Below are 15382 nucleotides of genomic sequence, written 5' to 3' on the forward strand. Positions count from 1 at the left end.
GCCCGGAAAGCCGGAAAGCTACGAGATCAGGCCGAGCAGGCCGAACTGGCGGGCCTCGGCGGGCTCGATGATCCGCTGGATCTCCTTCAGGTTGCCGTCGAGCACCGCGATGGTGTTGTTCTTGGCGCCCTTGACCCGCACCGCGAGCCGGCCGTCCTTCGTGTAGAGCGCGCCGATGAGGCTGCCCTTGACCGGCAGCTTGATGGTCGCGCCGGTCATGGTGTCCACCAGCGTGGGGCGGAAGGCGAGCGGCCACGTCCCGTCACCGCCGGGGGCGTTCGCGCCGATCTTGTTCACGATCACCCGGCGGCCGTCGGGCGACAGGCTCTGGACGTGGTTCGCAAGCTTGATCCCCGCGGCCCGCCGGGACTTGCCGGTGGTCGTGTCGAGGAGGAAGACGCCGTCGGTGCTCCCGGCGTAACCCGCGAGGTAGCGGCCGCCGGCCGACCAGGCGAGGTGGCACACGCCGTACGTCTTGGCGATCGTGCGGCGGTTCTTGCCGTCGGCGCCGACGATCGCGATGGGGGCCATCGACTCCGCCGCGGTCATCGCGTACGCGATGCGGGTGGAGTCGGCCGACCAGACGGGGGTGGCGCACGGAATGCCGGCCACGGCGCCCTTGGCCACGACGGCGTCCTTCGTCCCCTGGGTCACGTGCAGTCTGCCGTTGTCGTCGATCCAGGCGACCTTCTTGCCGTCGGGCGCGGCGGAGAACTGGAACAGGCCGCGGACCTTGGTCGTGGAGGTGAATCCCCGGCCCGGCAGGTACGTGTAGACCGTGGCGCCGGATCCCCCGTACCCCACGAAGGTCGCCCCGCCGACCTGCTTGGCCGCCGCCTGAGCCGGCGCCGGGATCGCAAGGAGGGGGAGAGCCAGCGCGGATAGTGCCGTCATGATTCGCATAGCCGTAACGACTATCGGATCGCCGCCGCCACCGGCAATCCATATCACCTCTTGTCCACAAAAAACGCGATTTGTAGGGATTTCCTCCCGAGTGCCGGAAGTCAGCGCGCGGACGTCGGTGTGAAGGGCTCGGGGAAATGGCCGGTGGCGAGGACGGCGACCCGCTCAAGGAGGGCCGTCCGGCTCCGCGCCGCCAGCTCCGGGTCGTCGTCGTAGACGTAGGTGATCGAGGGGTCGCGGAGCTGCACCGGATGGAGCACCACGTCGCCGCTCAGCGCGAGATCGCCCACCTCGACCGTCTGGTGCCCCGGGGTGTGGCCGGGCGTGTGGACGGCGGTGATCCCGGGGAGCAATTCCGTCGTCCCGTCGAGGATCTGCAGCGAGTCGCGGATCGGGGCGACGACCTGGTCGAGCATCGGCCCGCGCACCCAGTCCAGATCGGCCCGTTGTACGGCATAGCGCGCATTGGGGAAGGCCGGGCCGTCACCGCCGACGCAGCCGCTCGCGTGGTCGCTGTGCAGATGGGTGAGGACGACCAGGTCCACGTCCTCGGGGGTGACGCCGACGGCGGACAGCTCCTCGGGCAGCCGCCCCGGCACGGGCGCCCAGCTCGCCGCGGGCGACCCGGTCCCGCCGATCCCGGTGTCCACGAGGATGGTGCGCCCTGCCGCCCGCAGCAGATAGCAGTGGAAGTGGAGGATCCACTCCTCACCCTCCTCGAACGTCCCGCCGGGGAACATCTCGGGCAGCGGCTTCCGGATGTGCGTCCCCATCGGCCCGACGGCGTCGCACAACGGGACGACCTCGACACCGGACACGATCTTCGTCTCATGCGGCATGGCGTCCACAATAGGGAGGAAGCGCGCGCGCATCACGAAGGCTTCAGCCGTGGGGCCGGCCCAGCCCTTGGTAGGGTCTTGGCGTTCGCGATAACCAAGCGGACTCGCCGCCGGGCTGCGGTGACAGGGCGTGGAGACCTCGCCGTCAGGCGGTCTGTGCGGCGCCGACCACCGACCTCCAGGTTCGAATCTCCCCGGCCTTCAGCCGTGGGGAGGAAGTCAAGGGACCCATGCTCGCCGACGTGATCGACCACCTGATCTGCCCGGTCTGCCGGGAAAGGCTGGCGCTGGCCGGGGGCACGGTCCGGTGCGGTCACGGGCACAGCTTCGACGTCGCGCGCCAGGGATACGTCAGCCTGCTGACCGGGTCCGCGGCGCCCGGCACGGCCGACACCCCCGCGATGGTGGCCGCCCGCGCCGACTTCCTCGCCGCCGGGCACTACGCGCCGCTCGCCGACCGGCTCGCCCGGCTCTGCGCGGACGCCGCCGTGGTCGCGGACGCGGGGGCGGGGACCGGCTACTACCTGGCCCGCGCCCTGCCCGAGGCGGCCGTCGGCATCGCCCTCGACATCTCCCGGCACGCGATCAAACGAGCCGCGCGGGCGCACCCCCGCGTCGGCGCCGTCGTCGCGGACGTCTGGCGCCCCCTCCCCGTACGCGACGCGAGCGTGGACGTGCTTCTCAACGTGTTCGCGCCGCGCAACCCCGCCGAGTTCGCCCGGATGCTGCGGCCGGAGGGCACACTCGCGGTGGTGACCCCGGACGCCGGTCACCTGCGCCCCCTCGTAGAGCGCCTGGGCCTGCTGTCGGTGGACGAGGACAAGGAACGGCGGCTGGAGGCGGCACTCGGCGACCGGTTCGCGCGCTCCGGACGCGAGGCGGTCGAGGTCACGCTCGACCTCTCCCATCCGGAGGTCGAGGCCGTGGTGGGGATGGGGCCGAGCGCCTGGCACACCGACCCCGCCACCCTGGCCGGCCGCGTCCGCGACCTGCCCGATCCGGTACGGGTGACCGCGTCCTTCCGGATCACCACCTGGGCGCGACGAAACTCCTGATACTGCTGCGGCCAAAGGGACATTTCCCCAGAAATTCCGGTTTAACTTCCCGGCATTCTCCGGCGATTCCGCAGATTCGCGGGACATACTTGACGCGACCCCGCCGGCACCGAATCCAGGAGGCCGCGTGAAAGGCGAGGAACGCTGGCAGGCCAGGTTCCGGGCCCCGCGCATGACCCTGCCGATCTGGGCCAGGCAGGCGCCGCACCGGGCCGTCTACCGCAGCGACGCCTCGGGCGCCTGGGAGATCCACGCCTGGGACCGCTCGACCGGGCGCACCCGCCAGGTGACCGACCGCCCCGGCGGCACCGCCCGCGGCACCATCGACCCCACCGGCCAGTGGATCTGGTGGTTCGCCGACACCGGCGGCGACGAGTACGGCGGGTGGATGCGCCAGCGGTTCTCCGGCGGACCCAACGTGCCCGTGAACGCGCCGCCCGGCCACCCCGGCGGGCTCGGGCTGTCCGTCGCGGGCGACGCCGCGGTGGGACGCTCCGGCGGGGACGGCTTCCAGGTCCTGCTCGTCCGCGACCAGGAGGAGCCGGTCACGATCTACGAGCACGCCGAGCACGCCTCGGTCGCCGCGATGTCGCTCGACGGATCCCTCATCGCCGTCGAGCACAGCGAGCAGGGCGACTCGCGCCACCCGGCCCTGCGCGTGATCAGGGCGGACGGCCGCACGGTCGGCGAGCTGGACGACGGCGCGGGCAAGGGCCTCACCGGCGTCGGGTTCGCCCCCGCGCTCGGCGACCGGAGACTGCTCGTCCTGCACGAACGGCGCGGCCGGCGCGAACCGCTGGTCTGGGACCCGCAGACCGGCGCGCTGCGCGAGATCTGGCTCCGCGTGCCCGGCGACATCGACGCGACCTGGTACGACGACGGCCGGGCCCTGCTCATCGTGCACAACCACCGCGGCCGCACCGAACTGCTGAGATACGACCTCACCGGAGGCGGGCTCACCCCCATCGACACACCGCGCGGCGTCATCGAGGCGGCGGCCCCACGCCCCGACGGCAGCGTCGAGTACGCGTGGTCGAGCGCGTCCCAGCCCCCGGTGATCCGGTCGAGCAACGGCCACGTGGTGATGAACCCCGGCCGGACGGCCCCGGCCTCGGTGCCCGTCGAGGACGCCGACATCGAGGGTCCCGGCGGGCGGGTCCACGCGCTGGTCTCCCGGCCCGAGACCGGCACCCCGCCGTACCCCACGGTCTTCCTGCTGCACGGCGGCCCGGCCGCGCGGGACGGCGACGCCTTCCTGCCCGCCGTCGCCGCCTGGGTGGACAGCGGGTTCGCGGTGATCCGGGTCAACTACCGCGGCTCCACCGGGTACGGCTCCGCCTGGCGCGACGCCCTGCACGGCGACGTCGGGCACATCGAGCTGGCCGACGTGACAGCCGTGCGCGAATGGGCGGTCCGCCGGGGTGTGGCCGACCCCGAGCGGCTCGTCCTCGCCGGATCCTCGTGGGGCGGCTATCTCACACTGCTCGGCCTGGGCACCCAGCCGAAGATCTGGGCCGCGGGCATCGCCGCGTCACCCATCGCCGACCACATCGCCACGTACGAGGACGAGACGGAACGGCTGCGCGCCCACCACCGGGCGCTGCTCGGCGGTTCACCCGAGGAGCTGCCCGAGCGGTATGCCGCGTGCTCCCCCATCGCCTACGCCGACCTGGTGCAGGCGCCGCTGCTGGTCCTCGCCGGGGAGAACGACCCGCGGTGCCCGATGCGGCAGCTCGAGGGCTATCTCGACGCGCTCGCCAGGCGCGGCCACCAGGCCCACATCCACCGGTACGACGCGGGACACGGCACCCTGGTGGTGGCCGAGCTCATCCGCCAGATGTCACTCCAGATCGACTTCGCGATCAGGGCGCTCGCAGCACGAGAATAGCCAGGTCGTCGGCGCTCGGCTCGGGCGCGAAGTCCTGGCAGGCGCGACGGATCCGCTCGGCCACGGCGCGCGCCGACAGGTCCACGCACTCGGCCAGCAGCTTGGCCAGCCCGCCGTCGTCGTCGAGCAGCCGCGAGCCGCTGCGCCGCTCGGTCACCCCGTCGGTGACCCCGAGCAGGACGTCGCCGGACTCCAGCCGGACGCTCTCCTCGTGGAACTCGGCCTCGGGGAAGACGCCGAGCAGGGACTGCGGCGACGCCACGGCCTCCACCACGCCGCTCGGCCGCAGCCGCAGCGCCTCGGGGTGCCCGGCCGACACCAGGCTGATGTCCAGGCCGCCCTCCGTGCGAGTGATCTCGCCGTGCAGCAGCGTCAGGAACCGCGCCCGGTCGCCCTCCTCCAGGATCGCCTGGTTGAGCCGGGCCACCACGGCGGCGACGCCGTACCCCTCCCGGGCGAGCAGGCGCAACGCGTGCCGGGCCAGGCCGGTGACCGCCGCCGCCACCGGTCCGGTGCCGCAGACGTCGCCGATGGCGAAGCGCCAGACGCCGTCGCCCACCGGGAACAGGTCGTAGAAGTCGCCGCCGACCTCGTTGGTCTCCCCCGCCGGCTCGTAGATGACGTGCGAGTCCAGGCCGGGCGTGTGCGGTTCCTCCGGCGGCAACAGGCTGCGCTGGAGCGCCAGGTTCGCCGCCGCCTGCTGCGCGTACAGCCGGGCGTTGTCCATCGCGAGGGCGGCCCGCCGGCAGAGGTCCTCGGCGAGCTGCATCCCCTCGTCCGGGAAGCGGTCGCTGCGGCCCAGACACATGACGCCGAGCCGCCGCCCGCGCGCGGTCAGCGGGAAGGCCAGCGCCTGCCACTCGCCCACGTGCAGCACGGCCGGCCCCTCCCCCGGCGGCATCACGATCTCGGCCAGCTCCTCGCGCAGCGTGTCCAGCTGGGCCTCGTCGGCGTGCCAGAGATAGGCCGGGACCACCTCGCCCGACCTGTGCTCCATCGTGTAGACCGCGCACCAGGTCGCGAGCCTCGGGACCACGATCTGGGCGATGATCGCCGGGACCATGTCCGGGTCGAGCGTGCCGGCGAGCAGATCGCTGGCGTCTGCGAGGAAGCCGAGCCAGCCCGGCCCGTGCGTCGGCTCGCCCACCCAGTCGTCACTGGTACGGCCGACGCCGCCGGGGAGGTCGATCCTCGCCCACCGGGTGCGGCTCGCGCCGTTGAACGTGACCCCCCAGGAGATGGCGTTCGTGGGCGGCTCGGGCACCTCGACGTCGCTCTTCTCCCGCACCTCGACCTGCACGGAGTCGCCGTGGTGCACCCACATGACCTCGAACGGGCCGTCGCCCGCCTCCCGCACCAGGTCGCCGGCGAGCCGCTCGGCGTCGCCACTCACAGACATGGCCGCCCACGCGGTCATCACCTCGCGCGTGAACCGCCTCGTGGCTGGTACGGCTTCGTCGCCCGGCGCGAAAGACGCGGCGAGCACGGCTCGTGGGGTAGTCGTCACCGATTCCGTGTTATCACACTTCCCCCTGACCCTAGTAAAACAAGCAGACGACTACATGCCACGGAACGTGACAGACTGGCATGAGGTTCGTGCCAGTCGCGGTGCCCTTCGCCGTGCCCGCCGGCCGGAAAATCCCGCAGGGGAAGGAGGCTCGATGTCGCGCGCCAACGGTGAGGTCGCAGAATCGGAGATCCGCTACGCCGAATCCGACCTGAGGCCGCTGCTCGACACGCTCGTCTCATGGCGCGACGGCGACTTCCGCCGCCGCGTCCCGCATGCGGCTCCGGGGATCTTGAGTGAGATCACTCTCCTCCTCAACGAGATCGCCGACCGGCGCGAGCACCTCGCGAACGAGCTGTCCCGGGTCCGCCGCGAGGTCGTGCGCGAAGGCCAGTTCTCCGAGCGGCTCATGCCGGGGCCGGGCACCGGGCAGTGGGCCGACAGCGTGGAGGCCGTCAACGACCTGCTCGACGCGCTGGTCACGCCGGTCAGCGCCGCGGCGGACGTGATCGACGCCGTCGCCAAGGGCGACCTCTCCCGGCGCATCGACATCTCACGGGCCGCCCGGGGCGAGGTGCGGCGGCTCGGCAAGGCCGTCAACGGCATGGTGGACCAGCTCGCGCTCTTCACGTCCGAGGTGACGCGGGTCACCAGGGACATCGGCACCGAGGGCAAGCTCGGCGGCCGGGCCAACCTGCGGGGCATGTCGGGGAGCTGGCGCGACCTGACCGAGGCGGTGAACACGATGTCCGGCCGCGTCTCGGCGCAGGTCCGCGACATCGCCGTCGTCACCACCGCGGTGGCTCGCGGCGACCTCAGCCGCACGGTCACGGTCGACGCGGTCGGCGAGATGGACGAGCTGAAGAACACCGTGAACACGATGGTCGACCAGCTCTCGGCCTTCGCCGAGGAGGTCACCCGCGTCGCCCGCGAAGTCGGCACCGAAGGTCGACTCGGCGGCCAGGCCCAGGTCCGCGGCGTCTCCGGCGTCTGGAAGGACCTCACCGACAACGTCAACTTCATGGCGAACAACCTCACCTCACAGGTCCGCCAGATCGCCGCCGTCTCCACCGCCGTCGCCCAGGGCAACCTCTCCAAGAAGATCACCGTCGACGCGCAAGGCGAGATCCTGGAGCTGAAGGACACCCTCAACACGATGGTCGACCAGCTCTCCGCCTTCGCCGACGAGGTCACCCGCGTCGCCCGCGAAGTCGGCACCGAAGGCCGACTCGGCGGCCGCGCCGAGGTCAAGGGCGTCTCGGGCGTCTGGAAGGACCTCACCGACAACGTCAACTCGATGGCCAAGAACCTGACGTACCAGGTGCGGAACATCGCCCAGGTGACCACCGCCGTCGCGAACGGCGACCTCACCCGCAAGATCGACGTGGACGCCCAGGGCGAGATCCTGGAGCTGAAGAGCACCATGAACACGATGGTCGACCAGCTCTCCTCGTTCGCGGACGAGGTCACCCGCGTCGCCCGCGAAGTCGGCACCGAAGGCCGACTCGGCGGCCAGGCCCAGGTCCGCGGCGTCTCCGGCGTCTGGAAGGGTCTCACCGACAACGTCAACTTCATGGCGAACAACCTCACCTCACAGGTCCGCCAGATCGCCGCCGTCTCCACCGCCGTCGCCCAGGGCAACCTCTCCAGGAAGATCACCGTCGACGCCCAGGGCGAGATCCTGGAGCTGAAGGACACCATGAACACGATGGTGGACCAGCTCTCCGCCTTCGCCGACGAGGTCACCCGCGTCGCCCGCGAAGTCGGCACCGAAGGCCGACTCGGCGGCCAGGCCCGCGTCCTCGGCGTCTCCGGCGTCTGGCAGGACCTCACCGACAACGTCAACTCGATGGCGAACAACCTGACGTACCAGGTGCGCGACATCGCCGAGGTGACCACCGCCGTCGCGAACGGCGACCTCACCCGCAAGATCGACGTGGACGCCCAGGGCGAGATCCTGGCGCTCAAGACGACGATCAACACGATGGTGGACCAGCTCTCCTCGTTCGCCTCCGAGGTCACCCGCGTCGCCCGCGAAGTCGGCTCCGAGGGCCGCCTCGGCGGCCAGGCGCGGGTCGAGGGCGTCGAGGGCATCTGGAAGGGCCTCACCGAGAACGTGAACGAGCTGGCCGGCCGCCTCACCACCCAGGTCCGCGCGATCGCCGCCGTCACCAGCGCGGTCGCCAGAGGCGACCTCACCCAGTCGATCACGGCGGAGGCCGAGGGCGAGCTGGCCGACCTGAAGGACAACATCAACACGATGGTGGGCAACCTGCGGCTCACCACGAACGCCAACCAGGAACAGGACTGGCTCAAGTCCAACCTGGCCAGGATCTCCCGCCTGATGCAGGGCCACCGCGACCTGATCGAGGTCGCCCGGCTGATCATGAGCGAGCTGACGCCGTTGGTGTCCGCCAGCCACGGCGCGTGCTACCTCATGGTGGACGGTGAGCTCACCCTGATCGCCGGGTACGGCATCCAGCCCGGGCCGAGCCCCCGGCAGCGGTTCACGCTCGGCGAGGGCATCGTGGGCCAGGCGGCCCTGGAGGCCCAGCAGATCATCCTGGAGAACGTCCCCGGCGACTACATCACGATCGAGACCGGGCTCAGCAAGTCCACCCCGGCCCAGATCGTGGTCCTGCCGATCCTGTTCGAGAGCCAGGTGCTCGGCGTCCTGGAAATGGCGTCGTTCAACCAGTTCAGCGAGGTGCACCTCGCGTTCCTGACCCAGCTCGTCGAGACCATCGGCGTCACGATCAACACCATCATCGCCAACTCGCGTACCGAGGACCTGCTCAAGGAGTCCCAGCGCCTCGCGATCGAGCTGCAGGAGCGCTCCGACGAGCTGCAGCGCCAGCAGGAGGAGCTGCGCCGCTCCAACGCGGAGCTGGAGGACAAGGCGGCGCTGCTGGCCAAGCAGAACCGCGCGATCGAAATCCAGAACTTCCAGATCGAGCAGGCCAGGCGCACCCTGGAGGAGCGGGCCGAGCAGCTCGCCGTCTCCTCGCGCTACAAATCCGAGTTCCTCGCCAACATGTCGCACGAGCTGCGCACACCGCTGAACAGCCTGCTCGTGCTGGCCAAGCTCCTCACGGAGAACGCCGAGGGCAACCTCACCCCGCAGCAGGTCGAGTTCGCCCGGACCATCCACGGCGCCGGTTCGTCCCTCCTGCAGTTGATCAACGACATCCTCGACCTGTCCAAGGTCGAGGCCGGCCGCATGGACATCCACCCGCAGCAGCTGTCGCTGCCCCGGCTGGTCGACTACATGGAGGCCACTTTCGCCCCGCTCGCCCAGGACAAAGGACTGGCGTTCTCGGTCGAGGTCGACCCGACCGTGCCCGGCGAGCTGCGCACCGACGAGCAGCGCATGCAGCAGGTCCTGCGCAACCTGCTCTCCAACGCGATCAAGTTCACGCCCAAGGGCGAGGTCAAGCTCAAGGTCAGCCACGCGCCCGTGAGCGTGCCGTACGTCGATGAGACGCTCCAGGCGACGGACAACATCCTCGCCTTCTCGGTGATCGACTCCGGCATCGGCATCGCCCCGGACAAGCTTGAGGTGATCTTCGAGGCGTTCCGCCAGGCCGACGGCACCACCAGCCGCAAGTACGGCGGCACCGGGCTCGGCCTGTCCATCTGCCGGGAGATCGCCCGCCTCCTCGGCGGCGAGATCCACGTCGACAGCGAGCCGAGCCAGGGCAGCACCTTCACCCTCTACCTGCCCATGGCGTACTCCGGGCCGCTCGCCGCGCGCGACGGCGGCGCCACGACCAGCGGCGTGCCCGCCACCGATCTGGGCGACGATCTCATCGAGAGGGAGCGGGACGACGTCCTCCCCGAGATCCCGCTGCCGACCGACCTGCCGGTGCCCCAGCTCGCGCCGCTGATGAACGGCCAGGACTGGCAGGGCGAGGACCCGCTCAACGGAGCCAAGATCCTCATCGTGGACGACGACATCCGCAACGTGTTCGCGCTCACCAGCGTGCTGGAACGGCACGGCGCGACCGTCGTGTACGCCGAGAACGGCCGCGAGGGCATCGAGCAGCTCGAACGCAACGAGGACGTCGCCCTCGTCCTGATGGACATCATGATGCCGGAGATGGACGGCTGGGCCACCACCTCGGCCATCCGGCAGATGCCCCAGTTCGCCGACCTGCCCATCATCGCGCTGACCGCCAAGGTGATGCGCGGCGACCGGGAGAAGAGCATCGCCTCCGGAGCCTCCGACTACGTGCCCAAGCCGGTGGACGTCGACCGGCTGCTCGAGCGCCTGCGCGGCTGGCTGATGCGCGGCCGTGAGGCCACCCCCGAAACCCGCGAAGGAACCTGATCGATGTCGGACCGCGCCAAGATCCTCCTCGTCGACGACCGCGAAGAGAACCTGATCGCCCTGGAGGCGATCCTCAGCTCGCTCGACCTGATCCCCGTCCGGGTCAGGTCGGGTGAGGAGGCGCTGAAGGCCCTGCTGGGCAACGAGTTCGCGCTCATCCTCCTCGACGTCCGGATGCCCGGGATGGACGGCTTCGAGACCGCCGCCCACATCAAGCGGCGCGAGCGCACCCGCAACATCCCGATCATCTTCCTGACCGTCGTGGACAGCGCCCCCGACTACGCCTTCCGCGGCTATGCCGCCGGAGCGGTCGACTACCTCACCAAGCCCTTCGACCCCTGGGTGCTGCGCGCCAAGGTCGCCGTCTTCGTCGAGCTCTACTACATGAACCAGCGCCTCACCGAGCAGGCCGCACTCCTGCGCGACCGGGTGACCTCCGAGCTGTCCGAAGGAAACGACGCCGGGCAGGGCGAGGTGCTGCCCGAGTTGTCCCGCCGGCTCAGCGCCGTCGAAGACGAGCTGACCCGGGTACGCGACCTGGTCGGGAAGACGGGCGACGGCCACCTCATCGGCCCCATGGCCGACCTCGCCGAACGTGTCGGCCGCCTCAGAGCCGGCTTCGACGCCCTGACCTGACCCGCCGACCCGCCGAGCGACTCAGTGTCGCGCCCGCTCCAGGGCATCCCAGAAGCCGCGGCGGAGGGCTTGGCGTACCTCCTCGTGGAGGAGGAAGTCGATCGGGAGAGACGAGCCCTGGAGCAGCCGGGCCTCCAGGTCGGAGGGCATCCGGGGCTTGCGGGCCAGCACCGCCTCCAGCCACAGGACGGGGGCGTCACGGGCGACCGACTCGCCGAAGTCGAACCCCTCCTTGTGCGCCGACTGCACCGACTCCGCGAGCGTCGTCGCGTTGCCCGCGCTGTGCGACGCCACGTGCGTGGGCTGCGGCCCCGTGTACGGCCCGAGCGGCACCGGGCCGGGCGACGGGTAGGCGCTCCCTGACGCGCCGGAATAGCTTCCTGAACTCCCCGAATGCAGGTTCTGCGCGGGTGCGGGCGCGGACGACGCGTGCTGCCCGGGCGGCGCCGAGATGGGCGCGGGAAGCGGCGGCGGCGTGGCCGGAGCGAGCGAGGAGATCTGCACCGGGGGCGAGCTCTGGGGCGGCGACGAAACCGGTGGCGCCGCCTGCGGCGCGGCGTGGGTGGGCGGAGGCGTCTGGGCCGGGCTCGGCATCGAGGTGGACGACGCGGCGGGCGCGATCGAAGCGGGCGCGGAGATCGGAGCCCGCACGGGAAGCTGCGCGGGCTGCGGATCCGCCGTGTACGCGGCGAACGCGGGAAGGGCGGGCTGCGCGTGCGCGACTCCCGGGGAAGGAGCGGACGCCGCACCGCCGCCGGATCCCGCGACGACGTTCCCACCGGAAGACGCGCCGTTCGGCGTGCTTCCGCTGAGGGGGCTCATCGTGCCGTTGGCGAAGCCCCCGCCCAGCGCGCCGTTACCGGAGGAGGCGCTCGCGAGCTGGCCGGAGCCGTTCTGCCAGGACTGGCCGTTCAGGGCCGGCGCCGGCCCGTTCCCCGGGGCGGAAGCCTGGTCGGCGTTCAGGGTGGCATACGGCCGGAGCTGATCGCCGCCGACCTCGATGAGGTCGTCGCACTCCTGGCGCAGGGCGCGCGAGACCGCCCAGCCGCCCTCGACCCCGACGTGGATCACGGTCACCCTGATGCCGAGGTCCTGCGCGTCGCTGACGACCTGGGCCAGGTCCTCGTCGCCGCTGACCACCACGGCGTCGCAGACGGCGTTGTTACGCGCGAGCGTCATCAGGTCGCGGTGCACCTGGGCGTCGACGCCCTCGCGGCGGCCGGGCCGGATCCGGGCCAGGCGGAGCTTGAGGCCGGGCAGGTCGGCCAGCGCGTCGTGATCGGTCGTGCGGCGGCCCTCCACCGTCGCCTCGTACCAGTAGCAGCGCAGCAGCGGGAGGCCGGTACGGTCCGTGCACAGACCGGTCAGCAGCTTCAGGAGGCCGGGATAGTCCCAGGAAACTGACTCTCGGTGGCGGGTCCCGTGCGCGGCGAGCGCGCCGTCCGCCAGCAGGTAGCCGGCGTCAACGAACAACGCGCAGCGATCCACGCGACACCGCCCTTCTACGAGGCCATCTCAGGGTAATCAAGCCAATGAGGCGACGTGGGTGAATCGACACGATTCAGGCCCCGCCGACACGATGGGGGTCTCGTGCGCCCCAGCCCCGATGCCGCGGCGTTCACGGAGACCGTACCAGTTTGTCCTTGCCTTGCCTTCCCCTCATTTCGCTATAGATCAGGCACTATGGGAGGGTCGGCACGCTGATCGCCGCCAGCCCGAAGAGCAGCGCGTCCTTCCTGGTCAGGACGGTGAGCACCGGACTCTGACCACGCAGCGTCACCGCGTTGCGCCGCGGCCCGGCCTCCCCCGGCCAGCTCAGGACCTCCAGCCGGGCCTCCCGTCCCCCGGCCCCCAGCCCGCCGAGCGTGACGTTGAGCGGACGTCCGCCCCGCAGCAGCGACGCGGTCTCCAGCACCGCCGCCTGCCCGTACGGCTGCCGCGGATCGGAGGCGACCACGACCAGCGTCCATCCGGCACGGCCCGCGGAACCGGCGGCACGGGCCGCCCCCCGGCCGGCGGGCCCGCTCCGGCTCGGCGCCGGGGTGGCGGAAGAGCCCGCGGCGGTCCCGGAAGCGGCAGGGGAAGGAACAGCGGGCTTGGGAGAGGCGGGCGGCGAGACAGCCGGGACGGTGGCCCTGGGAGCGGGGGATCCGGAGGGCCGGGGCGCCTTCGCAGAGGCCGGTGCGACGGTCCCGATGGATGGGTCCGCCACCCACCACACGCCGTTCGGGCCGGCGTCGCGCACGAGGCGCGTCACGTCGGCGAACGCGAGATAGCCGGTCCCCGAGGAAAACGACCGCCGGGTCAGCTCGGTGGCGCGCACCGTCACGTAGCGAGCCGAGCGCGGCGCCCGGACCCGGACGACCCCGGCCGGGGAGCTCCCTTCCCTGCCCGCCGACCAGTACAGCCCGGCCCAGAGCACCCGGGCGCGGCTCGGCAGCGAGAGGCGGGCCGAGCTGGAGCTCCGCGTTGAGGGGTCGCCATCGTGGTCGACGAGGACCTTCTCCGCGCAGCCGGACGTCTTCGAGGGGCAGGTCAGCAGGCCGCCGCCGACCGCCTGTCCGGTCACGTGCCCGTCGGCGGCGAAGCGCGCGGTGGCCCCCGACGCGCTCACCCCCTTGGCCGACGTCGCCGCCGCCCGCAGCGTCCCGGCCCGCACGCGTACGGCGGGGCCGCGGTCGCGTGGCGCGTCCCCGGCCACGGTCACCGGCAGGAAGATCGAGGTGGCCTGGCCCGGCGCGAGCCCGTCGTGCGCGCACCGCGCCCCCGTCCCGCTCGTACGGCACGCCCACCCGCCGGACGCCTCCAGCGCGGCGGTCGAGCGCCCCTTGCCCGCCGGCGCCGCCGCCGGGGCGACCCCCCGGGGCAGGTCCACGGCCGCCTCTACCTCGGCGGAGGCGGCGTTCCCCGTGTTGCGCAGCCGTACCGCGACGATGCCGCGCCGGTCCCGCACGAGCGCGCCGACCGGCTCGACGGTCGCGGCGAGCCGGGCCGTCCGGGGGACGGGCGCCTGCGCCTGCTTCCTGGTCAGGGTCGGCCGCCCGGCCGCCGGAGTGGGGGTCGCCGCTCCCGAGGACGACCCGCCGCCGGCCGTCCGGGGACGCGCGGAGCCGGTGGCCGAGGGAGCGGGCGACCGCCCCGGTGTGAACGGCATGAGAGAGGAGGGCGCCGACGGGACGGACACGGGTGAGCGCGCGGGCGGCGAGGGCACCGGCTGCGGCTCGGAGCGCCCCTCGACGCCGGAGCCGTCTCGCCGGTCGTGGACGCCCTGAGCGGCGGGGTGCCGTCCGCCGGTGACCGTGCCGGCGAGGAGCAGGCCGCCGGCGGCAGCCATGGCCGCACCCGCGGCGACGGCCCAGTACGCCGGCGGCACCCGCCGCAGCCGCCCCCACACGCCGCCGGCCCGCATCCCGCCTCCCTCCGCCGCCCCGTTCAGCGCGGCGAGATACCCGGTGAGGAAGGGCCCGGCGATGAGGGGGCCGACGACGACCCGCAGCCCCTGGACGAGGTCGGACAGTTCGAGGAAGACCGTGCGGCAGCCGACGCAGTCGGCGACGTGGCCGTCCACCATGCGGGTCTCCCGCCGGCTCAGACCGCCCCGGACGTAGGCCCCCATCTTCTCCACCGTGGCGCGGCAGCCGGGAAGCGGCCCGGCGGCCAGGTGGATCTGCAGGAACGCCTGGCGCAGCCCCTCCCGCGCGCGGAACGCGAGCGCCGCGACGCCCTTCACCGACAGGCCGAGCATCGGGGCGATCTCCGCCGCCGCGCAGGTCTCCACCTCGGTGTGCCACAGCACCATGCGCCACCGCTCCGGCAGCGAGAAGTACGCCGCGGCGACCTGCGACCGCTCCGGCCCCATGTGCGCCGGGTCCACGTACGGGGCGCCGAGCTCGCCCTCGTCGCGCTGCCCGGCGGCGGTACGGCGCAGCGCGGTCAGGAGGTAGGGACGGAAGGCCGACTCGGGGCCGCTCCCGCTCCTGATCGCGTTGAGCACGGCCGCGAACGTCTCGGAGAGGATCTCCTCGGCCTCGGCGTCGCCCTCGACCATCTGCCCGGCCAAGGCGCGGGCCGCGGTGACGTGGCGGTCGAAGAGGGCGGCGTAGGCCGACACGTTGCCGCCCCGCACCGCGTCCAGCAGTTCTGCATCGGTTTGCCGGTTTCCCGCACTCATTGTTACCTCACGATTACGCGGCGTCGTCCCGCACATGATTCCGCCGACCATGT

General features: G+C 72.2%; 9 protein-coding genes. 4 read left to right on the forward strand and 5 right to left on the reverse strand.

Annotated features, from left to right (window positions below; genetic code table 11):
- Positions 1–18: 18 nt before the first annotated feature.
- Both ACQP1V_RS41580 and ACQP1V_RS41585 read right to left on the reverse strand, forming a co-directional pair.
- A complete protein-coding gene (locus tag ACQP1V_RS41580) occupies positions 19–894 on the reverse strand; it encodes a hypothetical protein (RefSeq protein ID WP_157570587.1) in 876 nt (291 codons plus the stop codon).
- Positions 895–1004: 110 nt separating this feature from the next.
- Positions 1005–1742 (reverse strand): MBL fold metallo-hydrolase, encoded by a 738-nt coding sequence (locus ACQP1V_RS41585; protein WP_433417031.1) that lies wholly within the window; start codon positions 1740–1742, stop codon positions 1005–1007.
- A 230-nt stretch (positions 1743–1972) separates the two neighbouring features.
- Here ACQP1V_RS41585 and ACQP1V_RS41590 point away from each other — a divergent pair, with 230 nt between their 5' ends.
- Positions 1973–2797, forward strand: coding sequence for a putative RNA methyltransferase (locus ACQP1V_RS41590; protein ID WP_433417034.1), 825 nt, complete (start codon positions 1973–1975; stop codon positions 2795–2797).
- 172 nt (positions 2798–2969) lie between these two features.
- The gene (locus ACQP1V_RS41595) at positions 2970–4685 is read left to right on the forward strand and encodes a prolyl oligopeptidase family serine peptidase (protein WP_433426122.1); all 1716 of its coding nucleotides are present in this window, start codon (positions 2970–2972) and stop codon (positions 4683–4685) included.
- On the opposite strand, the gene ACQP1V_RS41600 is transcribed toward ACQP1V_RS41595, so the two are convergent.
- Entirely contained in the window at positions 4660–6192 is a 1533-nt protein-coding gene (locus tag ACQP1V_RS41600) for a SpoIIE family protein phosphatase (protein ID WP_387416380.1), read from the reverse strand. The genes ACQP1V_RS41595 and ACQP1V_RS41600 overlap by 26 nt on opposite strands.
- Positions 6193–6346: 154 nt before the next feature.
- On the opposite strand from ACQP1V_RS41600, the gene ACQP1V_RS41605 reads away from it, so the two are divergent.
- Both ACQP1V_RS41605 and ACQP1V_RS41610 read left to right on the forward strand, forming a co-directional pair.
- Positions 6347–10522: a HAMP domain-containing protein gene (locus ACQP1V_RS41605; RefSeq protein ID WP_433417037.1), complete on the forward strand. Its 4176-nt coding sequence runs from the start codon at positions 6347–6349 to the stop codon at positions 10520–10522.
- 3 nt (positions 10523–10525) lie between these two features.
- Entirely contained in the window at positions 10526–11158 is a 633-nt protein-coding gene (locus ACQP1V_RS41610) for a response regulator (protein WP_433417040.1), read from the forward strand.
- A gap of 21 nt (positions 11159–11179) precedes the next feature.
- On the opposite strand, the gene ACQP1V_RS41615 is transcribed toward ACQP1V_RS41610, so the two are convergent.
- Both ACQP1V_RS41615 and ACQP1V_RS41620 read right to left on the reverse strand, forming a co-directional pair.
- On the reverse strand, positions 11180–12646 hold the full coding sequence (locus ACQP1V_RS41615) for an NYN domain-containing protein (protein WP_433417043.1): 1467 nt from the start codon (positions 12644–12646) through the stop codon (positions 11180–11182).
- Between the two features lie 193 nt (positions 12647–12839).
- Positions 12840–15329: a zf-HC2 domain-containing protein gene (locus ACQP1V_RS41620; RefSeq protein WP_433417045.1), complete on the reverse strand. Its 2490-nt coding sequence runs from the start codon at positions 15327–15329 to the stop codon at positions 12840–12842.
- Positions 15330–15382: the final 53 nt, after the last annotated feature.

It is taken from the genome of Microtetraspora malaysiensis (assembly GCF_050947145.1).
GTDB lineage: Bacteria > Actinomycetota > Actinomycetes > Streptosporangiales > Streptosporangiaceae > Microtetraspora_A > Microtetraspora_A malaysiensis.